This window comes from Halomonas huangheensis (assembly GCF_001431725.1).
Lineage (GTDB): Bacteria > Pseudomonadota > Gammaproteobacteria > Pseudomonadales > Halomonadaceae > Halomonas > Halomonas huangheensis.
The window spans coordinates 478,300-500,367 of sequence record NZ_CP013106.1; the positions used below are offsets into that span (position 1 = coordinate 478,300).

General features: G+C 58.6%; 22 protein-coding genes and 1 tRNA gene. 10 read left to right on the forward strand and 13 right to left on the reverse strand.

The genetic code is table 11. The annotated features are described in order from the left end of the window. Nucleotide 1: 1 nt before the first annotated feature. The 11 genes from AR456_RS02265 to AR456_RS02315 all read right to left on the reverse strand — a co-directional run bounded on the left by AR456_RS02265 (nucleotide 2) and on the right by AR456_RS02315 (nucleotide 9,122). Nucleotides 2–925: an LpxL/LpxP family acyltransferase gene (locus AR456_RS02265; RefSeq protein WP_021819715.1), complete on the reverse strand. Its 924-nt coding sequence runs from the start codon at nucleotides 923–925 to the stop codon at nucleotides 2–4. Next, the gene (locus tag AR456_RS02270) at nucleotides 922–1,662 is read right to left on the reverse strand and encodes a glycosyltransferase family 2 protein (RefSeq protein ID WP_021819716.1); all 741 of its coding nucleotides are present in this window, start codon (nucleotides 1,660–1,662) and stop codon (nucleotides 922–924) included. Before AR456_RS02270 ends, AR456_RS02265 begins: the two co-directional genes overlap by 4 nt. Continuing rightward, the gene (locus AR456_RS02275) at nucleotides 1,655–3,283 is read right to left on the reverse strand and encodes an ApeI family dehydratase (RefSeq protein WP_051995778.1); all 1,629 of its coding nucleotides are present in this window, start codon (nucleotides 3,281–3,283) and stop codon (nucleotides 1,655–1,657) included. The genes AR456_RS02270 and AR456_RS02275 overlap by 8 nt, the downstream gene beginning before the upstream one ends. 56 nt (nucleotides 3,284–3,339) lie before the next feature. Continuing rightward, complete coding sequence (locus AR456_RS02280; RefSeq protein ID WP_021819718.1) at nucleotides 3,340–3,831, reverse strand: COG4648 family protein; 492 nt, start codon at nucleotides 3,829–3,831, stop codon at nucleotides 3,340–3,342. 49 nt (nucleotides 3,832–3,880) lie between these two features. Next, complete coding sequence (locus tag AR456_RS02285) at nucleotides 3,881–4,150, reverse strand: acyl carrier protein (protein ID WP_021819719.1); 270 nt, start codon at nucleotides 4,148–4,150, stop codon at nucleotides 3,881–3,883. Further along, nucleotides 4,140–4,370 (reverse strand): phosphopantetheine-binding protein, encoded by a 231-nt coding sequence (locus tag AR456_RS02290; protein ID WP_021819720.1) that lies wholly within the window; start codon nucleotides 4,368–4,370, stop codon nucleotides 4,140–4,142. Before AR456_RS02290 ends, AR456_RS02285 begins: the two co-directional genes overlap by 11 nt. Nucleotides 4,371–4,380: 10 nt before the next feature. Then, nucleotides 4,381–5,169 carry a lysophospholipid acyltransferase family protein gene (locus AR456_RS02295; protein WP_021819721.1) on the reverse strand — a complete coding sequence of 263 codons (789 nt, stop codon included), beginning with the start codon at nucleotides 5,167–5,169 and terminating at the stop codon, nucleotides 4,381–4,383. Further along, entirely contained in the window at nucleotides 5,166–5,837 is a 672-nt protein-coding gene (locus AR456_RS02300; protein WP_021819722.1) for a beta-ketoacyl synthase chain length factor, read from the reverse strand. Before AR456_RS02300 ends, AR456_RS02295 begins: the two co-directional genes overlap by 4 nt. Nucleotides 5,838–6,069: 232 nt before the next feature. Then, nucleotides 6,070–7,230 carry a carbohydrate porin gene (locus tag AR456_RS02305; protein ID WP_021819723.1) on the reverse strand — a complete coding sequence of 387 codons (1,161 nt, stop codon included), beginning with the start codon at nucleotides 7,228–7,230 and terminating at the stop codon, nucleotides 6,070–6,072. Nucleotides 7,231–7,347: 117 nt separating this feature from the next. After that, nucleotides 7,348–8,250, reverse strand: a complete 903-nt coding sequence (locus AR456_RS02310; protein WP_021819724.1) for a hydroxypyruvate isomerase family protein — start codon at nucleotides 8,248–8,250, stop codon at nucleotides 7,348–7,350. A 467-nt stretch (nucleotides 8,251–8,717) separates the two neighbouring features. Beyond that, a complete protein-coding gene (locus AR456_RS02315) occupies nucleotides 8,718–9,122 on the reverse strand; it encodes a DUF1090 domain-containing protein (RefSeq protein WP_021819725.1) in 405 nt (134 codons plus the stop codon). Between the two features lie 115 nt (nucleotides 9,123–9,237). On the opposite strand from AR456_RS02315, the gene AR456_RS02320 reads away from it, so the two are divergent. Further along, nucleotides 9,238–10,032 (forward strand): aminoglycoside adenylyltransferase family protein, encoded by a 795-nt coding sequence (locus tag AR456_RS02320; RefSeq protein WP_021819726.1) that lies wholly within the window; start codon nucleotides 9,238–9,240, stop codon nucleotides 10,030–10,032. Between the two features lie 75 nt (nucleotides 10,033–10,107). Next, complete coding sequence (locus AR456_RS02325) at nucleotides 10,108–10,503, forward strand: VOC family protein (RefSeq protein ID WP_021819727.1); 396 nt, start codon at nucleotides 10,108–10,110, stop codon at nucleotides 10,501–10,503. Between the two features lie 213 nt (nucleotides 10,504–10,716). Here AR456_RS02325 and AR456_RS02330 read toward each other — a convergent pair. Continuing rightward, a tRNA-Pro gene (locus tag AR456_RS02330) sits at nucleotides 10,717–10,793 on the reverse strand. Between the two features lie 87 nt (nucleotides 10,794–10,880). Then, nucleotides 10,881–11,879, reverse strand: a complete 999-nt coding sequence (ispB, locus tag AR456_RS02335) for an octaprenyl diphosphate synthase (RefSeq protein ID WP_021819728.1) — start codon at nucleotides 11,877–11,879, stop codon at nucleotides 10,881–10,883. Between the two features lie 447 nt (nucleotides 11,880–12,326). On the opposite strand from ispB, the gene rplU reads away from it, so the two are divergent. From rplU to ileS, 8 genes are all read left to right on the forward strand, one after another. Then, a complete protein-coding gene (gene rplU, locus AR456_RS02340) occupies nucleotides 12,327–12,638 on the forward strand; it encodes a 50S ribosomal protein L21 (protein WP_021819729.1) in 312 nt (103 codons plus the stop codon). Between the two features lie 66 nt (nucleotides 12,639–12,704). Then, nucleotides 12,705–12,962, forward strand: coding sequence for a 50S ribosomal protein L27 (gene rpmA / locus AR456_RS02345; protein ID WP_021819730.1), 258 nt, complete (start codon nucleotides 12,705–12,707; stop codon nucleotides 12,960–12,962). Nucleotides 12,963–13,086: 124 nt separating this feature from the next. Then, nucleotides 13,087–14,277: an Obg family GTPase CgtA gene (gene cgtA / locus AR456_RS02350; protein ID WP_021819731.1), complete on the forward strand. Its 1,191-nt coding sequence runs from the start codon at nucleotides 13,087–13,089 to the stop codon at nucleotides 14,275–14,277. 89 nt (nucleotides 14,278–14,366) lie between these two features. After that, nucleotides 14,367–15,509 carry a glutamate 5-kinase gene (gene proB / locus AR456_RS02355; protein ID WP_021819732.1) on the forward strand — a complete coding sequence of 381 codons (1,143 nt, stop codon included), beginning with the start codon at nucleotides 14,367–14,369 and terminating at the stop codon, nucleotides 15,507–15,509. A 311-nt stretch (nucleotides 15,510–15,820) separates the two neighbouring features. Next, nucleotides 15,821–16,087: a 30S ribosomal protein S20 gene (rpsT, locus tag AR456_RS02360; protein ID WP_021819733.1), complete on the forward strand. Its 267-nt coding sequence runs from the start codon at nucleotides 15,821–15,823 to the stop codon at nucleotides 16,085–16,087. Between the two features lie 276 nt (nucleotides 16,088–16,363). Next, a complete protein-coding gene (murJ, locus tag AR456_RS02365; RefSeq protein ID WP_031208278.1) occupies nucleotides 16,364–17,950 on the forward strand; it encodes a murein biosynthesis integral membrane protein MurJ in 1,587 nt (528 codons plus the stop codon). Nucleotides 17,951–18,090: 140 nt separating this feature from the next. Next, the gene (gene ribF, locus AR456_RS02370) at nucleotides 18,091–19,209 is read left to right on the forward strand and encodes a bifunctional riboflavin kinase/FAD synthetase (RefSeq protein ID WP_021819735.1); all 1,119 of its coding nucleotides are present in this window, start codon (nucleotides 18,091–18,093) and stop codon (nucleotides 19,207–19,209) included. 11 nt (nucleotides 19,210–19,220) lie between these two features. Beyond that, a complete protein-coding gene (ileS, locus tag AR456_RS02375) occupies nucleotides 19,221–22,067 on the forward strand; it encodes an isoleucine--tRNA ligase (RefSeq protein WP_021819736.1) in 2,847 nt (948 codons plus the stop codon). Nucleotide 22,068: the final 1 nt, after the last annotated feature.

A 22,068-nucleotide genomic window follows, 5' to 3' on the forward strand; every position in this document is an offset into this window, starting at 1 on the left:
GTCAACGTGCCTCGGGGTCTTGCCAGAAAGGGTAGAAATTGAACCACTGCATGGGATGGCGCCGTACCTGTTGCTCTAGAAGTGCAACATGGCGTTGCATGGCATCGGCCATCCACGCCTCTCGATCGGCGCGCGCCAGACGCGAGGTATCGTCGAATTTATCGAACGTCACCGTAAAGCTGTTGTTCTCGCGAACACAGGATAGGTAGTAGACCGGGCAGCGCAACAGCGTTGCCAGAATGAAAGGTCCCTCGGGGAAGCCTGCATCAGCGCCGAGGAACTCCAGTTGTCGATAGCGCTGCTCGCTGGGAGAAATACGGTCGGCGGCGATCACCACAAAACCGCCATCACGAATGCGTTGATCGAGCTGCTGGGCGCTGGCGGGCGATAGGTCGCTGACGTCGAGGATGTCAGGTTGTCGGCGCCCTGTGGCGCGTTCGAGTAGTTGATTGAATTTTTGTGCATTGCGGGTATGCATCAGCACAGTCAGTTGCAGGTTGGCGTGCTGTTCGCTCAGCGCATTGACCACGTCGAGGTTGCCATGGTGCGAAACCAGCACCAGTCCCCCGTGGCCCTCGGCGAAAGCCTCGCGGAAGTTATCCACGCCGGTGCCGTTCAGTGTTTCGGGAGCATGCTCACCGTTCCAGGCGGCAACCTTGTCCATCAGTGCCTGGCCGAAGGTAAAGAAATGACGCAGGCTGCGCAGGCGCCAGGCGATGGGGCGCTGCTTGAGTTCGGGCATCAGACGAGCCAGGTACTCGCGGGATGCCTGGCGGGCCAAACGATGGGCAAGGTAATACCACAGGATGACCGGACCGAGTACCAGGCGGAACGGCCACTCGCCGAGACGGCGCAGGCGGACCATCAACATCATCCCGGTCAGCGTGCCTCGTTCACCGATCGATGCCCAGTGGTGTTGGTTCATTTCGACCTCCAGCGACGCAGCAATAGCTTGGGTAGTCGGATGAGCATGCCGAGGAAAAGACGAGTGTGCATCCAACTGATCTGGGCATTGTCGCGCCATAGAGCAAAATGACTGACACCACCTTCAGGATAGTGGACACGGACCGGCAGGTTGACGATCCGGCCACCGCTCCAGTGCCAGCGCACCAGTACTTCGGTGTCGAATGTCATGCGGTCGCCGGTGTGCTGGTGAGCCAACAGTACGTTGGTTGCAGCCACGGGATAGAGGCGTACTCCACACATGGAGTCGCGAATATCCAGCGACAGCGTGTTGATCCACACCCAGACATGAGTCGCGTAGCGTCCATAGTGGCGTACCTTGGGAACTGTATCGTCGTATTCGGCATAGCCGACCACCAGGCTCGATGGAGACTCCAGCATGGCGGCGAGGAACGCAGGCAGGTCATCGGAATGGTGCTGACCGTCGGCATCGACCTGAAGGGCATGGGTGTAACCGAGGCGCTTGGCTTCGGCGATGCCGGTGCGCACCGCTGCGCCCTTGCCGCGGTTGGCGCTGTGGCGAACAAGATGGTGACCGGCAATGGAGAGCCTTTCCAGTTCCTCGCGACATTCCGATCCGCTGCCATCATCAATCAGCACCACTGGCAGGCCGAGCTCGGAGATGTGCTCGCAGACCCCGGCAATGGTGGCGGGGTGATCGTAGACCGGAATGATGGCACAGGGACACAGCTCAGCCATCGTCACGCTCCGTGACGAGCCTGACACGGCCCGTGGCGTGGCGTCCCTGAGGAGAGTCATAACTGAAGCTGATACTGTCGGCCTTGCGCGTCAGGTTGAGGGTCAGACGTTGACCGGGACGCACGATCTTCTGGAACTTGAGTCGTTCGACGCCACGAAACTCACCGGGTTCACTGAAGGTGCTGCGGGCATGTTCAACGGCCCATTGCACCAGCACGACACCGGGAACCAGTGGGAAACCCTTGAAGTGACCATCGAGATAGCAGAGGCGTTCCGGGATCTCGAGGAAGATCTGACGCTGGTCTTCGCTATCGGAGCGCTCTCCCAGCCATCTGGCAATACGCGGGTTGTCGAGGTCGGCAAACAGGCGCCGAATATTGCCATGGTCGTGCTTGCTCTGACGATTGACCGGAATCTGTTCGACAAATCGCCAGTAACGCGGAATGACCACCGCCTCCAGCAGTGTCGTCAGGTGCGTATGCATGCTGCGAATCAGTTCGCGTCGAGCCTCATGCTGGTAAGGCAATTGATCTCGGGGCATGGCAACGACAACGCCGACCCGGCCATCACGGCGCGCCAGGTCAACGCAGTGTGCCGCCTCAACCTGAGGCAGCTGTGACAGATGGCGCTCGATGGACGATAGGGAAACACGCTTGCCGGCCACCTTGGTCACTCGGTCGGCTCGCCCCAACAACTGGAAGCCTGCATTGGTGATCTCGACGCGGTCCTGCTGTGCCCACCAGACGTTGGGTGCCTGGTACTCGGCAGGCAGAAACGGCGAACGCAATTCCAGCAGGCCCTGGGTCTCTCGCGTTTCGACACCGGAGAGTGGTGTCCAGACCGTGCCTTGAGTCTGGCGTCGCCGGGCAATACCGCCGGTTTCGGTACTGCCGTAGAGTTCTATTACCGGTGCGCCAAGTAAATGCTCACAGCGTTCGGCATCGGTGAGAGCCAACGGTGCCCCGGACGACAACACCAGCGAGGGCGGCGCGGCTTGCCAATCAATGTGATCGGGCAGGCGCGATAGCTGCGCGGGGGATGATACCAGCAGCGTTTCACGATTTGCGGCCTGGGCTTCACCGAGTCTGGCGGCCATGGGTTCGGGGTAACGACTGTCGGCTCCACAGAAGGGCAGACCATGGCACAGGGGGCGCAGGATACCGGCAAAGAATCCATAGATATGCTGATGGCTGACCTGGGAAATGACCGCATGGCACTCCAGTGGCCACAGCTGTGCGTGGCAATCCAGTTCATTGGCCAACTGTGCGAAGCTCTTGGCATGCATGGCCGGCTCCCCAGTGGAGCCGGAGGTATAGAGCACCACGGCTTCCGCTTGAGCATCGATGTCGACGGGAGCAGGTAGTGGAGCGGCCGCTGGAGAAGGGACACCTTCGATCCTGCCATCGACTTTGCTGACAAGGCGCGCCAGTGTTTCGCTGCGATCGTCGCTGGCCAGCACCGCACTGCGGCCGGTCTCCCATAGCGCCAGCAGGGCGGCGGTAAAGGCAGCCGGGTCCGGTTCGAACAGCAGCCAGCGCCCCATGGAACGGCCCTGAAGCCAGGCTCGCCAGGCGTCAATGTGTGGGCGCAGGCGGGATGCACTGCACCAGACATCGGGCATGTCATGTTCATTCTTCGGTTCGGTGCGCCAGGGACTTTGGATCAGAGGCGTGTAGTTCACAGATGACTCCGCATTCGGCGACGGCAACACCACTCACCGACAAACATCAGGCCCATCAAGACATAACTGATGGCGCCGTTGTACAGCGACCAGGTCGAGAGGTCAGCGTAACAGGCCGTCCAGGCCGCAATGCTGCCGTTGATCACGAAAAACATACACCAGGCCTGGGTAACTCGCCGCGTGTAACGCACGCCGGAGGCGGGTAGGTCGGGTTCACGCAGGCGTGCCAGGCGCTCGATGATCGGCGGGCCGCGCCACAGACTGGTGGTGAAGACGGCCAGCATTATCGCATTGACTGCTACCGGGTAACCGCGCATACCCAGCTCGGCATCGACCAGTAGCCCGACCAGCAGCAATGTGATGGCAGCACTGATGGCCAATGCTCTGGCCTGGGGCAAGCGCCAGGCGATCAGTGTGCAACCGACCAGCAGCAGCGGCCAGGGCCCCAGGCTGTCCATCAACCACCAGACGGCAAGAGGCCAGGCCATAGCCACGATCGCCCACAGGAATCGGCTTGCGTGCACTTTTTTGCTTACGTCAGTCACGCATCAAGGTTTCGACGGCCGTGACCACATCGTCGATGGTGCGCACCGACTTGAAGGCTTCGGGGTCGATTCTACGGCCAGTGAACTGCTTGAGCTCGACGACCAGATCGACGGCATCGATGCTGTCGATATCGAGATCTTCATACAGCCTGGCATCAGGTGTGACTTCCTCTGCGGAGACTTCGAACAGTTCCACCAGAGTGCGTTGCACGTGAGCGAGAATCTGTTCACGGGAGGGGGTATTGGTGGTTTCAGTTGACACGTCGTTCCTCCACCATAGCCTGCAGCGCGGCAAGGCTCGCGAAATGGCGACGGGTGTCCTCGGCTTCCGCGTCGAGTTTGATTCCGTAGCGTTTCTGCAAGGCCAGACCCAGCTCAAGGGCGTCGATCGAGTCCAGCCCGAGTCCTTCACCGAACAGGGGCGCCTGGTCGTCGATATCGTCGGGAGTGATGTCTTCAAGCTCAAGAGTCTCGATGATCATGCACTTCAAGTCATGCGCTAGCTGTCGTGTTTCGCTCATCGTATAAGAGCTCCAGTTCCTTATTGAAGTAGTCACTCAACTCACGGGTCAACAGCCGAGCCTGTTGGCCGCGAGGTAGAGAAGACGACGCCCTGGGCGGAAGGTCATCCAGAATATGTAGACTCATCAATACCTTGCTTTTGGGGATGTGGTACCAGGGGTCACCCTTGGTCAAGGTAGTGGGCGTGCAGTCTATCAGTACCGGAGTGATTGGCGCCTCGGTGCGCAGGGCGATATTGGCGGCTCCACGTCGGAACTTGATTGGCCTGTTGGGTACGGTGCGTGTTCCTTCAGGAAACAGTATCAGAGAGTCACCCCGTGCGAGACTGGCGTGGGCGGCCTCGAGTACGGCTTCCGGGTCACGGTTGGCAATGTAGCCGGCCGCGCGAATTGGCCCCCGGGTAAAGGGGTTGCTGGCCAACTTGCCTTTGACGATACAGGCCGCGTTGGGAGTATGCGCCAGCAGGAAAACCACGTCGATCAATGAGGGGTGGTTGGCCAGAATCAAGCGCCCGGGACGTTGTAGATGCTCGGCGCCTGTCAACTGGTAGTCGAGCACGCCAAGGCCCTTCATGATGGCGATGAAGAAACGAAACAGGCGCTGGATCAGGTGGCGAGCTATATGTTGACGGCGGTCGCGGTCGCGCACACAGAGCTGCAGTAACGGCGAGATCAGTAGGCCGATGGTCAAGCCGCCGATGCCAAAGGTAGCAAAGGATAGCGCGGTACCGGCGCCGCGCCGCCACTGGTCCAGGCTCACGGTTGCTCCAGACGCCATTGTTGACGGGCGATCAGCGCTTCCTTCTCACCGCTCAGCCAGCGGATCACATCGAAAGGGTGTGGTATACCCGCGGCTCCCTGGTTGCCAGCGGTAGCGCGCACGACCTTCCCCTGAGTCAGACTCAGACGCATTGCCACAGCACATGGAAAACCAGGGTGGTCGGTATAACCGATATAGTCCCTGGGCTGCTCGCTTTCGCTGAAGGCAATGACAACGCTCGACTGCCCCTGGGCGAGATAACCATGGGCTTCCCAGATCAGGGCTTCCAGCTCATTGCCGCTGGCGCTCAGTGCCTGGAGTGGCCGTCGGTGATCGTGGGCAATCGAGTGCACACCGAGCGTGGCGTTGTGTACCGACATGGAAAAGCGTGTCGGCGATGGAGCCTCGTCGCTGACCAACTCCTTGAGCATGGACAGGGTGCGGCTGGCGTCGCCATGGCGAGAGGCATGGATCAGCGGACAATTGGCATCGGGATCAAGGCGGGCGAGCAGGTCACAGACGGCTCTGCCGGAGTTGTCCAGCCGTCTGCGCAGCATGGCAGGTAGCGACTGCCCCGGTTTATCCATGTTCAGCAACTGGGGATGCTGAAAATTGCCGACATTCTCGGGACACCATCCGAACCAGTCACTTAGGCGTATCTGTTCCATGCGAGAGGCCTGAGTGAAAAGGCTGGATTTTATCGTGGAACTTCAGCCTATCCAAGCGCAAACAAGCGGGATCGTGCAGAGAATGTTGGGTAAATAAGCTATTTATTGAGGGGTATCGGCAGGTTTCCCAATGGGGAGCGGGCCGGCGATTACTGCCGGCCCAGCTGGCGTTGTGCCTGATTCCTGATCTCGATTCTGAACGTTGATGTTGATGTTGAACGTTGACGTTGAACTACAGCAGGTACTTGAAGCGCAGCCTGGCGCCATAGCGGTCGGCGTCATCCGGATTGTCGACTTCATCGTGCTCGATGGTGCTGTAGTAAGCGCCAAGGTAGATGCCGAGGTCCTTGACGTCGAGCACATCGGCAAAGTGATAGGAAGTGTACAGGGTGTCGATGGAGTACTTGCCGGCAACGCTGATGGCATCATCTTCGTTGCTGCCCGGCTTGACCTCATCGATATCATTCTGGGCATGGATGTAGCCGACGCCGAAGCCCTTCCAGAGTGCGTTCAGCCCCAGGGTCACGTTTTCTTCCTCATAGGCATCCAGCAGCGACAGGTTGGCGTTCACGCTCCAGTCGCCGGAATCCCAGGATACTCGTGTCCCGTAGCCGGTTCGATCACTGACGTCTGCACCACGTTCATCAACGATGGCATCATCCACCAGGTTGGCTTCCATGCCCGCAGCAAATGTCCAGGAGCCCGGTGTCCATGCGAGAACGGGACGCACGATGAGAGAGCTCTTGGCATCATCGTCGGGGTCGATGGTGTAACCATGGTAGGTAGAAGAGTCGAACAGGTCGGTGCGATCACCAAAAAGCGTGGAAACCTCTGCATAGAAGTCGCCACTGCTGTGGTTGACCATGAGTTGTCCCGCATCACCTCCGCGTCCACGGCCTTCCTTCGCCTGATAGACGTAGCCCTGTCCATCGCGATAGAGACCATCAGAAGTGTCACCGCTGTAGCCAACGAACACGTCCTGACCGAGAGGGAAAAGGTCATAGGCTTCGAAGCGTCCTACCTTGAGTTGGGTGCCCCTTTTGTTGCCGATGGCCAGCCAGGCGTCATCAACTCCCATATCACCATCTGTCTGCACCAGTGGCTGAACCTTGAAACGCGCGTAGTTGCCGCTGTCGCTGGTGCGCTCTCCGCTGACGTCCAACAGTATGCGGCCCGTCTGACTGAATTCGTCGCCATTGTCGATTTCATCCTCAAAAAAGATCGGGCCCTTGCCTGAGTGGGTATTCTGCGCATTGATATCGAGTTCGACATCACCGCCAAAAGACAGACGGTTGTGACCATTTTCATAGGTGAAATCGGCCATTGCCGACAGGCTGAAAAATGTGGCGATGGAGCCGATGCATAGCGCGCCCAGGTTGGAGTTGTTGTTCACTCTTGATACATCCTTTTGTTGTTGAGTATGAGGATTTCTGCTTGTCGTCCCGTCGCAATAATTAACCGATAGATCTCTATTTTTTATGTAGAGAGGGAAGGTATATATGCAGTGGTTTTAGATGTCGCAGGTGTGTATTGCGGCGGAAAGAGCGTTGAGCTTATCTTCTGTTGTGCTTCCACTTGGCTTGAATTCCTGGGCAACGTAGCCAGTGAATCCGGTGCTGTGTATGGCCTGCATGATCGCTGGGTAATACAGCTCCTGATTGGTATCAAGCTCGTGGCGCCCGGGGACTCCGGCGGTATGGTAATGGCCAAAGTACTGATGGTTTTCGCGGATGGTTCGAATGACATCTCCTTCACTGATCTGCATGTGATAGATGTCATAGAGCAGTTTGAAGTTGGGTGAATCAAGGCGCTTGCATAGCTCGATCCCCCATGTGGAGTTGTCACAGAGGTAGTCGGGGTGATCAACCTTGCTGTTGAGCAGCTCCATATGCAGCGTTACGCCTTTCTGTTCCGCTCGCGCGAGGATCCGCTTCAGGCCCTGCTCGGCATTCTGCAGTCCCTGTTCGTCCGACAATTCACGCTTGTTGCCGCTGAAACAGATCAGGTTCTGGTAGCCGGCCTCGTTTACCAGGTCGATATGGCGGAGATAGCTTTCCACCAGCGCGGAGTGAAAGCGGTGGTCACTCCAACCATCTTCGAGGTTGGGTTCCGCTCCGTTGCACATGGATGAGTCGATACCGTAACGCTTGAGGGTATCCCAACCCTCCGGCCCCACCAGATCTATCGCTGAGAAGCCAACGCTTGCGACGAGTTGGCACAGCTCCTCCAGACTGAGGAAGTCATAAGTCCAGCGAGCGACTGAATGGTTGATGTTGCCTCTCAATTCCTGAGCCTCAGGACTCACTTTCTGAGCGTTTGCAGCCAAGGAGATCGTACCTGGAATGGCGAGGCCCATTGTGCCAACCAGGCTGTTGCGCAACAGCTTTCTGCGGCTGAGGTAGTAACTATCCATGTGCGAACTCCCGGTGAGCCATTGGAAGCTCTATCGCCGGGAGTAGACGATTGAAGGACGTAATTTGGTAGGAGTCTGTCATGAGTAAAGGTCTCCCTTTCGTATGAGAATACCAGGCAGATTTGTTAGCATGCTTGGTACTTCCTGGTCATAAATATTGAATGTACAACATATCTGTAACCGGTTACATGATATAGAGAAGTCGCCTGGAATCTGCAAGTTACCGTATGTTCTGGTAATCACGATCTGACGTTTTTTATACAGACAAAAGCCCACAACCACGGTTATTGGAGAGGTCATGGTATGAGGGAGGAAGTATGCGCTATCTTTGGTATAATATACTTAAGTTCTATCTTTGATGGTGTCTTAAAGTGGCGGTAGTTACCGCAACATTGCAGAAGAAACTGCGGGGCGGATTGGTGGTGCTTTCGAGTTGTTGCTGCTGAATATGGGGCGGCGTGGATATGTTACTGTGGTCCTCGGAGAGCTCTGAGTTGCTGGATGTGCGCGTTGAGCTCCTTTTCAGCCTCTCCAAGCTCTTCGCGCTGCTCTGCGATATCTTCCGGGACGCCTTCCTCTAGCGTCTCCTCGAGGCTCCGCTGTTCTCCGCGGACTTCTTCACGACTTTCCCGCACCGCGGCTTCTGCGTCGGCAATCAGACCCTCGTCGGTGCAGTATTCCCGAATATGCTCAAGAGTGTGCCGCAACTCTTGTTCTCGGTGTGTATTGTCGCTTTCCCTGGCGAGCTGCAGCTGCTGCAATACCTCTTCCTCCCGGGCGCCGCAAAGCGAATCTGCCCCGTCAGCCAGGACTCCCGGGGCGTATACTGCGCAAAAACACACGAGTAGAAGGTGTCTATTCAGTTTCATCATGCGAATTCCTTTCGCGAACCTGTCCGTTGGTAATAGATGACGTCGACATTATGCCGACATATCGGTGCTCGTTGCATCCTTGAGTCGGGTCACTGCAGATAAGGGAGGGGCAAATATGACATCAAGTGCTGCGACTGATTCGTTGCCTCCTGATATACGGGCGCTGTTGGCGTCTATTCAACTGGTGTTGCAGCGGTATCTGAGCGACTCGTTGATAGCGGTGTATCTGCATGGCTCTGCGGTTACCAGTGGACTGCGCCGGGATAGCGATGTGGATGTGCTGGTGGTTGTCGAGCAGCCACTGACTCCTGCACTTCGGCAGCAATTGGTCACCGAGCTGCTGGCATACTCGGCGTCACCGGAAGAGACGACAGGTCTGCGGCCGCTGGAAGTGATGATCTTTAGACGAACGGAGCTGGTAAATCTGCGATATCCGGCGTGTAGCGAGTTCGTATACGGCGAATGGCTACGTGAGGAGCTGGAGATGGGCAGTGTTCCTGGCGTCGAGTGCGAGCCCGAATTGACGCTGGTGCTGGCTCAGGCTCGTCAGGAAGCCTTGCCGCTGGTGGGGCCTGCGTTGGCGGAGCTGGTACCGATCATCACCAGGGCCCAGGTGCGACGTGCGACAGGCGACCTGTTACCGAGTCTGCTTGCCGGCCTGCAGGGAGATGAGCGTAATGTACTGCTGACGCTTGCCCGGATGTGGAGAACATTGGAAGTAGGTGATTTCGTATCCAAGGATGTGGCGGCACAGTGGGCGTTGACACGCAGCCCCGCCGAGCACGGCAAGTTGCTGGAATACGCCCGCCAGGCTTATCTGGGAATCATCAGCGATCATTGGCAGGTAAGAGAATCGGAGTCGCTATCGACAGCGCGCTATCTGCTGAGCCGTGTTGAGAGAGGGTTGTGATGCCTGGTCAATGGGCAGTCTGGTCGGGGATATGCAATGGTGATGGAGCATTCTTGAAACAGCCGGGAGCGGAATATGACTCGCGTTTCGACACACTTGATGTTCCAGGGTAACGCCTCCGAGGCGCTCACGGTATATCGACGGATATTTTCCGACTTTGTTGTCCAGAGCATGGAATGCTGGCCGGAAGAGGAAGCCAGCAAGCCGGGGTTGGTGAAGCAGGCAAGAATCTCCTTCTGCGGCCATGACTTGATGGTCATCGATAGCCCTGTCCCGCATGACTTTGACTTTTCTCCGTCAACATCCTTATTGGTGGATTTCGAAACCCCGGAAGCATTGCAGGAGGCCTTTACCGATCTGGCTGAAGGAGGGCAGATCATGATGCCGTTGGATGATTACGGGTTCAGTCGCAGATTCGGCTGGGTAGTCGATTGTTTTGGCGTCTCCTGGCAGCTCAACCTTCCTGCTTGATGGGGCGTAGCGGCCTCGTTGCCTGAGTGTCATTTGTCTTGTGTGAATGTTACCGAGGATGCTGGTGGTTTCCGGTGCGCATTGCTGTTTCCACTCGCAGAAGATTGTCTGCTGGAAGGAGGGCGCAAACGGGATGCGTGGAGGCCAGAATCGCCCCGCAACGAAAAACGGCCACCGCTCGTTTGAGCTAAGTGGCCGCTTTTGCGGAATTTCTGGTCGGAATAGCAGGATTCGAACCTACGACCTCTGCCTCCCGAAGGCAGCGCTCTACCAAGCTGAGCTATATTCCGACGCTGCTGAGGCCTTGCCTCAACGGTTGCGTAGTATACGGATTTAGCGTGTTTATGCAAGCCTTGGAGGTTTGGTTTTATCCGTTTTCAGGTCTTGCGCTCTACTGCCAGCTTCGCCAACTCCGCCATGCTATCGCGATAGGGAGATGCAGGGAGGTGCTCAAGTTCGGCAAGGGCGCGCGCCGACATCTCTTCGGCCTTCTGGCGAGTATAGTCAAGAGATCCAGTGGCATCGATAACCGCCAGGACTTCGTCCAGGTGCTCCAGCCCACCTTTGCGAATGGCGCGCCTGATCAGTTTGGCTTGCTCTGGTGTGCCGACAGCCATGGCCTGGATCAGGGGCAGGGTTGGCTTGCCCTCGGCGAGGTCGTCGCCGACATTCTTGCCCATGGACCTGGCATCTCCCTGGTAGTCGAGAAGATCATCGACCAATTGGAAGGCGAGGCCCAGATAGCGGCCATATGCGGCCATGGCCTGTTCCTGCTGTGGTGTTGCATCGGCGAGGATGGCGCCGGTGTGGGAAGCGGCCTCGAACAACATCGCTGTCTTGCCCTGGATGGTTTCGAAGTAGGCGGCCTCGTCGGTATCCGGATTGCCGACATTGGTCAATTGCTGGACTTCACCTTCGGCAATGGTGCAGGTCGCCGCTGACAGGATCTCCATGACACGCATCGAGCCGATCTCGACCATCATCTGGAAGGAGCGTGAATAGAGAAAGTCGCCGACCAGCACGGAAGGTGCGTTGCCCCAGGCATCGTTGGCCGTCGCCTTGCCCCGACGCATATGCGACTCGTCCACCACGTCATCGTGCAGCAGTGTTGAGGTGTGCATGAACTCGATCAGAGTGGCAAGGGTGATGTGCTTTTCGCCGTCATAGTTGAGTGCCCGGGCCGCCAGTAGAACCAGTAGTGGCCGCAGGCGTTTGCCTCCGCTTTCGATAATGTACTGGCCGATGGTTTCCACCAGCGGAATACGAGAAGCGAGTTGATCGAGAATGCTGCGGTTGACGGCGGCGAAGTCGTCGGCGACCACAGCGTGGATCGGCGAGGGAGCTGCGGCGTTGGGCGACGTGGCGTTGACTGACATGAAGGCGGCTTCGACTGGTGAATGGGGCCGGGGGGGCCTTGGTAAATGCGGCTTTCAACAGGCTTGCGGGTGTCACGACGGACTCCTGGCGGCCTGTGTCAGACGGCATTCCCTGTGAGAAGCAGGCATGGGATCGATAGGTGATGAATGCTGCCGATCACCATGGCATGTTCGTGCCAGCGCGCGAACCATCACTTCTCTGACTGTTGGTCATGCTATGGGGCCCCCATGGGAGCGTCAAGACGAAGGAGGTCCGGAATACCGCCGAGAGCGCAGGAAAGGGAAGATGTTGGCGATGAATTTGTTCATTGGCTTGTGCTGGGATTGACAGATCGTTATAATGCGCGGCCCACTCATCCATGCTCCCTGTCAGATGGTGCCAAAAGGGGTGCCACTCGAAGCAGGTCGATCAAGAGCCAACCCCGATGAGTATCCGGAGAGTAAAGTATGTACGCAGTTATCAAGAGCGGCGGTAAGCAGTACCGCGTTCAGGAAGGCCAGACTCTCAAGCTCGAGAAGCTGGAAATTCCTACTGGCGACACCGTCGAATTTGACGAAGTGCTGCTGGTTGGCAATGACGACGACGTGACTGTCGGTGCTCCGCTGGTCTCGGGTGCCAAGGTCTCTGCCGAGATCGTGGCTCACGGTCGTGGCGAGAAGGTGACCATCATCAAGTTCCGTCGCCGCAAGCATCACATGAAGCGTCAGGGCCACCGTCAGTGGTTCACTGAAGTCAAGATCACTGGAATTTCTGCCTGATAACGCCTTGCCTGCTATAGGCAAGAAGCGTTGCGGATTATTCCCTTAACGAGCGAGGACTTTGCAATGGCTCATAAGAAGGCAGCTGGCTCCACACGAAACGGTCGCGATTCCGAAAGCAAACGCCTTGGCGTCAAGCTTTTCGGCGGTCAGGTCGTGAACCCGGGCAACATCATCGTGCGTCAGCGCGGTACCAAGTTCCATGCTGGCACAGGTGTGGGTATCGGCAAGGATCATACTCTGTTCGCTGTGAGCGAAGGTGTGGTCAAGTTCGAGACCAAGGGTCCGAAAAACCGCAAGTTCGTTAGCGTCGTCTCTGCCTGAGACCGCTCGAACATCACGAATCGCGACACTAACCCGGTAGGGCAGTGATGTGGTTCTGGAAGGCCCCGCCAGGTGCGGGGCCTTCTTGTATCATGGTGGACATGGTCCGCCAGGAGAATGACTGATGCAGTTCGTCGACGAAGCTTCGATCATCGTCGAGGCCGGCAACGGAGGTAATGGTTGCCTCAGCTTTCGGCGCGAGAAGTACGTGCCCAAGGGTGGCCCCGATGGTGGTGATGGAGGCCACGGTGGCAGCGTTTACCTGATTGGTGACGACGCACTCAATACACTGATTGATTTCAAGTATCAGCGTTTCTACAAGGCGCAGAATGGTCAGCCGGGTCAGGGTCGCCAGATGAGTGGTCGGGCCGGTGAAGACCTGCACGTCAAAGTGCCGGTAGGAACCACGGTGATTGATGAAGACACTCTGGAAGTCATCGCTGATGTGACCGAAATCGGTCAGGTCGTGCAGGTGGCCCAGGGCGGGCGGCGTGGGCTGGGCAACATCCACTTCAAGTCGTCGACCAACCGCGCGCCGCGCCGTACGACGCCTGGAACCGAGGGTGAGCGCCGTAACCTGCGTTTCGAGATGAAGGTGATGGCCGATGTCGGCCTGCTGGGCATGCCCAATGCCGGCAAATCGACCTTGATCCGCTCAGTGTCTGCGGCCAAGCCCAAGGTGGCCAACTATCCGTTTACCACTCTGGTGCCGAACCTCGGGGTAGTGAAATTGGGCATGCACGAGCACTTCGTGATGGCTGATGTCCCGGGGTTGATCGAGGGTGCTTCTGACGGTGCCGGCCTTGGGTTGCGCTTTCTCAAGCACCTGACCCGCACGCGTCTGCTGTTCCATGTTCTCGATGTGGCACCTTTCGACGAGTCAGATCCGGTGGTGGCGGCGGAAGCCATTATCCGTGAATTGGGCCAGTTCTCGCCGACTCTGGCCGAGCGCCCGCGCTGGCTGGTGCTCAACAAATTGGATCTGCTGCCGGAAGGCGAGCGCGAGAGCGTGGCTCAGCAGATCATCGAGCGTCTGAACTGGACGGGACCGGTGTTCCGCATCTCGGCGATTGCCAATGATGGCACCGAGGCGCTGGTACAGGCGGCGCATCGCTGGCTGACCGAGCAGCGTACGCTCGAGAACGAAGATGAAGAAGCCATGGAGCGCGAGCAGGAAATGCGTCGCCGCATGGAAGATGAGTCTGTCGCACGTACCGAGGCGCGTTTGGGCCGCAAGCGCCGTCGCCCCGATGATGAGGATGACGACGACTTCGACGACGATGATTACGATGTCGAGGTGGAGTACGCTCCCTGACTCCCTATGGGCCAGTGAAGCGCGAGCGAATAGGTCCGGCGTGCTGATCGGCAGATGCCGGTGAACTGAATCGTTGATTCGAGGAAAGGATGCACAGCGTAGAGCGGGTTCCCGGGCGTGAAGCCCTGTCCGGCGCGCGTCGGGTGGTGGTGAAGATTGGTAGTGCTCTGCTGACCAATGATGGTCGGGGGCTCGATGATGATGCCATCGGTGGTTGGGTCGATCAGATTGCGGCGCTTCGTCAGGCCGGTGTCGAGGTGGTGTTGGTCTCTTCCGGCGCGGTGGCGGCGGGAATGGTGCGTCTGGGTTGGTCGGCTCGTCCCTCGGCAATCCACGAGTTGCAGGCAGCGGCAGCGGTTGGCCAGAATGTGCTCACCGAGACCTACGAGAACCACTTTGGCCGTCACGGTCTGCTGACCGCACAGATTCTGCTGACCCATGATGATCTTACCAACCGCAAGCGCTATCTCAATGCTCGTTCGGCGCTGACCACCCTGGTTGACCTGGGTGTGGTGCCGGTTGTCAACGAGAACGATACCGTGGTCACCGATGAAATCCGCTTTGGTGACAACGATACGCTGGGGGCTTTGGTAGCCAACCTGATCGAAGCAGAAGCGTTGGTGATCCTTACCGATCAGGAAGGCTTGTTCGACGCTGATCCGCGCCATGATCCCAATGCGCGGTTGATCTCGGAGGGTCGTGCTGACGATCCGGCTCTTGCTGCCGTTGCCGGTGGCGGTGGCAGTCTCGGGCGTGGTGGCATGGCGACCAAGGTGCGTGCAGCAAGGTTGGCCGCACGTTCCGGTGCAGTCACGGTGATTGCCAGTGGTCGCCAGGCATCGGTGTTGGAGCGGCTGGTCGGTGGCGAGTCGTTGGGCACGCTGTTGACGCCGGACCGTGCACCGATCGCCGCACGCAAACGCTGGCTTGCTGGCCAGTTGCAGGTGCGCGGCACCTTGACGCTGGATGCTGGCGCTGTTCGTGTCTTGCGAGATAGCGGTTCCAGTCTATTGCCGGTCGGTGTGCGCAAGGTGGAGGGAAGCTTTGTGCGTGGCGACATGGTGCTGTGTGTCGACGAGCAGGGCGAACGCATCGCCAAGGGGCTAGTCAACTATGGAGCCGAGGACGCAGGCAAGATCCTTGGCCAACCCAGTAGGCGTATTGCGGACATACTCGGCTATATGGAAGCCCCGGAACTGATTCATCGCGACAACCTGGTGGTCCTGACCTGAGTGCATGACCACGTTGTTGCCTGTCATTACCTGTCGCTCCGTTGCTTGTACTTGAGTGACGAGGAGTGGGGCGGTCGTCCCGGAGGAGTGTTCTGCTGACATTGCCGCCAATGCGTGGCTTCTATAGCACGGTGTGGTGGGGTGTGGTAGGATACGCCATCCTCTCAGACACGGCCCGTGAACGATTGGCTGCTCAGGCAGCAATCGGCCAGATGGCCAAACCAGTGGGGATTTTTTTATTCCCTGTTGGATCAATACGTTATCAAGTCATCGCTACGCGATGACGACAACTTTCTCCAAGGAGACAGTCAGTGGCTAACAGCAAACAAGCCCGTAAGCGCGCCCGTCAGGCAGAAAACCGTCGTGTCCTGAAGGCGAGCCAGCGCAGCATGGTTCGTACTTATATCAAGCGCGTCATCAAGGCCATCAATGGCGGCGACCACGCTGAGGCAATGGGCGCGTTCAAGGCAGCTCAGCCGGTCATCGACCGCATTGCTGACAAGGACGTTCTGTCCAAGAAAAAGGCCGCTCGTCTGAAGAGCCGTCTGAACAAGCGTATTAAAGCACTGGCTGCTTGAAGCCGGTTGGGGGATTTGTCCCGCGCACCCCTTTGATGGATGTGCAGGACTGGCCCCGGCGCTTTTGATGTTGATGCAGCTGCGTCTGCTCGACATCTGCGAAAAAAACCGGCCCAGGGCCGGTTTTTTTATGTCTCGGTGTTGGTCTTGATTCCAGCTGTTATATCCCGTTTAGCTGGGTACGGTTCGGGAACCACTGACCTGACGCAGTAAGGAAGTGATGTCGTGAGTGACGAGCGTCAACCACCGCCGCCAGAGCGGGATCAGCAGCGCGCGATGACGGAAGGAGAGGGCACGCCGGTCGGCGCTGTGCCTGCGACACCGCCGCGTCGCGGCCTGATGCGCTCGGGAATGGTGGTCAGCAGCATGACCATGCTGTCGCGGGTGTTGGGGCTGGTGCGCGATGTGGTGATTGCGACACTGCTCGGTGCCGGGCAGGGGGCGGATGCCTTCTTTGTCGCCTTCAAGATCCCCAACTTCATGCGTCGTTTGTTTGCCGAGGGTGCCTTCAATCAGGCATTTGTGCCGGTGCTGTCGGAATACTCGACCACTCGCAGCAAGCAGGAAGTACGCGAACTGCTCGATGCCGTGTCCGGTAGCTTGACCATGGTGCTGGCATTTATCACGGCGCTGGCGATGCTTGCTGCGCCTTGGCTGACCTGGTTATTTGCTCCGGGGTTCTCGCGTGACCCGGCCAAGTTGGCGATGACGGCAGATATGTTGAGGCTGACGTTCCCGTACCTGTTGCTGATTTCCTTGACCGCCTTCAGCGGCAGCGTGCTCAACACCTGGAACCGCTTTGCGATCCCTGCCTTTACCCCCGTGCTGCTCAATCTTTCATTGATCGGTGCGGCGGTATTGCTGACGCCGATGATGGATGAGCCGGCGATGGCGTTGGCATGGGGCGTACTGATTGCTGGAGCGGCGCAACTACTGTTTCAGGTGCCATTTCTTGCTCAGCTGGGCTTGATGCCGCGCCCCTGGCCGAATTTTGCCCACGAAGGCGTAAAGCGCATCCTGCGCTTGATGACACCCGCGCTCTTCGGAGTCTCGGTATCGCAGATCAACCTGCTGCTCGATACCATCCTCGCCTCGTTGCTGGCGGCGGGTAGTGTCTCGTGGCTGTATTACTCGGATCGTCTGGTCGAGTTACCGCTTGGGGTGTTTGGGGTCGCCATTGGCACGGTGATCTTGCCAGCGTTGTCGCGGCGTCATGCCGAGCAGTCCAGGGAGCATTTCAGTCAGATGCTCGATTGGGCGTTGCGTGCGGTCTTGTTGCTGGGTCTACCGGCGGCACTGGCACTGACGCTGCTGGCGGAGCCGCTGTTGATCACGCTGTTCCACTATGGCGCCATGACTGACAATGACATCGTGATGGCGGCGATGAGCCTGCGTGCCTACGCGCTGGGGCTGGTTGCCTTCATGTTGATCAAGGTATTGGCGCCGGGCTTCTTTGCCCGTCAAGACACGAAGACGCCGGTCAAGGTAGGCATTATCGCCATGGCGGCCAATATGGTCTTCAACCTGATTCTGATCTGGCCGCTGGCTCATGCTGGTCTGGCGCTGGCTACTGCGCTGTCGGCGTTTCTCAATGCCGGCATGCTGGCCTGGTTGCTGCGCCGCCAGGGCGTGCTGAACTTCCAGCCGGGTTGGGGGCGATTTGCCATGCAACTCGGTGGTGGTTGTGTGGCAATGGGAGTCGCTCTGTGGTTATTGTCTCCAGAGTGGCATCACTGGCTGGATTGGAATCTGCTGCAGCGTGGCTTGAGAATGGCAATGCTGGTGGTGGTCGGTGGTGTGGTGTACTTCGCGTGGTTGGGCGTGACCGGCATGCGGGTGCGGCACTTCCGCCTCAAGGGCTAGGGCTGCGCTCTTGAGCAGTGTGGTGATGCGCCGGAGTAAGCGGCCTCGTACGGCATAGTGATGTGGATCAGGGGCGTGGCTGTCAAGCCATCCCTGGTTCGTTATAATCGGTTCCCTTTACCTTCGATGTGGCTGGATTCATGGAAGTCATCCGCGGCTTGCACAATCTGCGCGAAACGCATCGTGGTACGGTGGCTACCATCGGTAATTTCGATGGTGTGCACCGTGGCCACCGGGCGATTCTCGAGCAATGTCAGGAGCAGGCAAACCGCCTGGGCCTGTCGGTGACCGTGGTGGTCTTCGAACCCCAACCACGTGAGTATTTTGCTGCCGACCAGGCACCGCCACGCTTGACACGGTTACGCGAGAAAGTCGCACTGCTGGCCGAGTGCGGTGTTGATCGCGTGCTATGCCTGCCATTCAATGAAGCACTACGCCAGTTGACGGCGGTGGAGTTTGTCCAGCAGGTATTGGTAGACGGCCTGGGGGTAAAGCACCTGGTGGTCGGCGATGATTTCCGCTTCGGTTGTGATCGGCGTGGTGACTTCGCGTTGTTGACCGCAGAAGGGCGGCGTTGCGGCTTTGCTGTCGAAAACACACATACTTTCTGCGTGGACGATGAACGAGTATCGAGCACGCGCGTCAGAACCCTGTTGGCTTGTGGTAATTTCTCCGGCGTCCAGCGCCTGCTGGGGCGTCCATATAGTATCTGGGGCAGGGTGGTTCGAGATCAGCAGCGCGGCCGCACCATCGGGGTGCCTACCGCGAACCTGCCGTTGGTGACCGGTTCATTGGCACTGCGAGGCGTCTATGCAGTGATCGTCGAATATGCCGGTGGCCAGTACCCGGCTGTGGCCAATATTGGCTGGCGGCCCACCGTTGGTAGCGTCAGGCCGGTGTTGGAAGCGCATCTGTTGGACTTCGATGCGGATCTCTACGGCCAGCGACTGACGGTAATACCCTGCGCTCGCTTGCGGGGTGAGATTACCTTCGACAGCTTCGAGGCACTGAAGGCGCAGATTCATAACGATATTCGCCAGACAAGAGCGTATTTTCAGGACGCTTTTCAGGGCTATTTCCAGGGGGATTCCCCCGTGGCAGACCCCGCCGCTACCTCCCCGCAGAGGGAGGCTTCGGAAACCGCAAGCCATTGCCGGACGCGGACGGGCTGTCTATATCCTCTGGCATCGGCGCCTCGCGCGCGCGAGGCCGTGACACATGACTCCTCGGCGGAACATCCCGCCGACAATGACGGCTGACACCCAGGACTATGAGCGACTACAAGCACACTCTGAATCTGCCCGAAACCGACTTCCCCATGCGCGGCATGCTGCCCAAGCGTGAGCCGGAGCGCGTTGAACAGTGGCAGAAGCTGGATGTCTATCAGCGCCTGCGCGAAACGCGCGAAGGCCGCGATGTCTTCCTGCTGCATGATGGCCCTCCCTACGCCAACGGCAGCATTCACATCGGTCACGCCGTCAACAAGATTCTCAAGGACATCATCGTCAAGTCGAAGAACCTGGCGGGCTTCGATGCTCCCTATGTCCCGGGCTGGGATTGTCACGGTCTACCCATTGAGCACAAGGTCGAGACCACCCACGGGAAACACCTTGAGCCAGAAAAGGCCCGGGCACTGTGCCGTGAGTACGCCGGCGAGCAAGTCAAGGGGCAGCTCCAGGATTTCGTACGCCTTGGTGTGGTTGGCGACTGGGACAACCCTTATCGCACCATGGCGTATGCCAACGAAGCCGGTGAGATTCGCGCGCTGGCCGATATGGTTGAGGGCGGCTTCGTATTCAAGGGCCTCAAACCGGTTAACTGGTGCTTTGACTGTGGTTCGGCACTGGCCGAGGCTGAAGTCGAATATGCCGACAAACAGTCCGATGCCATCGACGTGGCTTTCCCCTGTGCCGATGATGACAAGCTGGCTGCTGCTTTTGGGCTCGAGAGCCTGGCGAAGCCTGCTGCGGTGGTGATCTGGACCACTACGCCCTGGACCATTCCCGCCAATCAGGCGTTGAACGTCCATCCTGAATTCACCTATGCGCTGGTGGATGCCGGTGAGCGTCTGTTGCTGCTGGCCGAGGAACTGGTCGAAAGCTGCCTCGAGCGTTTCGGTCTCGAAGGTGAAGTGATTGCCACCACGCGTGGTGAGCGTCTCGAGCTGATCAATTTCCGTCATCCGCTCTATGATCGCGTTGCGCCGATCTATCTGGCCGATTACGTCGAGAGCGAAGTGGGCAGCACCGGTATCGTCCACTCCGCGCCGGTGCACGGTGTTGATGACTTTGACTCCTGTCGTCGTTATGGCATGGATTTCGATCAGTTCATCAGCATCGTCAAGAGTGATGGTGTCTACGTCGATGATCTGCCGTTGTTCGGTGGCCAGCTGATCTGGAAGGCCAACCCGCAGATCGTCAAGGCGTTGAGCGCGGCCGGAGCATTGATGGCGCACAAGACCATCACCCATAGCTATATGCATTGCTGGCGTCACAAGACGCCGGTGATCTACCGCGCCACTGCCCAGTGGTTCGTGGGTATGGACATTGCCGGCAAGGATGGCCGTACCTTGCGCGAGAGTGCGCTCGAGGGCATCGAGTCCACGCATTTCACCCCGGCCTGGGGCAAGGCGCGCCTGCACAGCATGATCGCCAATCGCCCGGACTGGTGTATCTCCCGTCAGCGCAACTGGGGCGTGCCGATCCCGTTCTTCCTGCATAAGGAAAGCGGTGAGCTGCACCCGCGCACCGTCGAGTTGATGGAAGAGGTCGCCAAACGTGTCGACGCCGAAGGTATCGATGCCTGGTTCGCTATGGAGCCCAATGAACTGCTCGGTGCCGAGGCCGCGCAGTACGACAAGGTCACTGATACGTTGGATGTGTGGTTCGATTCCGGCACCACGCACCGTCATGTATTGCGTGGCTCGCATCCCATGGGCCACCTGAGTGGCCCGCGCGCCGACCTGTATCTCGAAGGTTCCGATCAGCACCGTGGCTGGTTCCATTCCTCGCTGCTGACCGGCAGCGCCATCGATGGGCATCCGCCATATCGCGGTTTGCTGACCCACGGCTTCACCGTCGATGCCCAGGGCCGCAAGATGTCCAAGTCGATGGGCAACGTGGTCGCGCCGCAGGAAGTCATGGACAAGCTGGGTGCCGATATCCTGCGCCTGTGGGTGGCCTCTACCGATTATTCCGGTGAGATGGCGGTATCCGACGAGATCCTCAAGCGCACGGCGGATGTCTATCGCCGTATCCGCAACACCGCACGCTTCCTGCTCGCCAACCTCAATGGTTTCGAGCCGAGCCGTGACCTGGTGGCGTTCGATGACATGCTGGCGCTGGATCAGTGGGTGGTCGATCGTGCTGCTCAGTTACAGGACCGCATCGAGACGGCTTATGACGAATACCGTTTCCTCGATGTCTACCAGCAGGTGCACGGTTTCTGTGCCCGCGAGCTGGGTGGCTTCTATCTGGATGTGATCAAGGATCGCCAGTACACCACCCAGGCGGATTCGCTGGCGCGCCGTAGCTGCCAGACTGCGCTTTACCAGGTGGTTCAGGCACTGGTGCGTTGGGTGGCTCCGATCCTGTCGTTCACCGCTGAGGAAATCTTCGAGAACATTCCCGGCGAGAAGGGCCTGGCCGACGGTCATAGCGTACTGCTGGAAACCTACTACGAAGGGCTGTCGACGCTGGCCGCCGATGCTGCCATGGGGCGCGAGTTCTGGGAGCAGGTGCTGACGGTCAAGCAGGCCGTCAACAAGTGCCTCGAGGACGCGCGTAACCAGAAGACCATCAAGGGCAGTCTGGCCGCCGAAGTCACGCTGTACGTCGACGATCAGTTGCAGGAACTGCTGTCGCGCCTTGGCGATGAGCTGCGCTTCGTGATGCTGACCAGTGAGGTTCGTCTGGCACCGCTGGCCGAGGCTGGTGATGCGGTGGCAACTGATATCGAGGGCCTCAAGGTTGCGGTAATGGCCAGCGAATACACCAAGTGTGAGCGCTGTTGGCACCATCGTCCCGAGGTCGGTTCTCTGGCCGAGCATTCCGATCTCTGCTCGCGTTGCGTGAGCAATCTGCCGGAAGGCGCTGGAGAGACCCGTTACTATGCCTGAG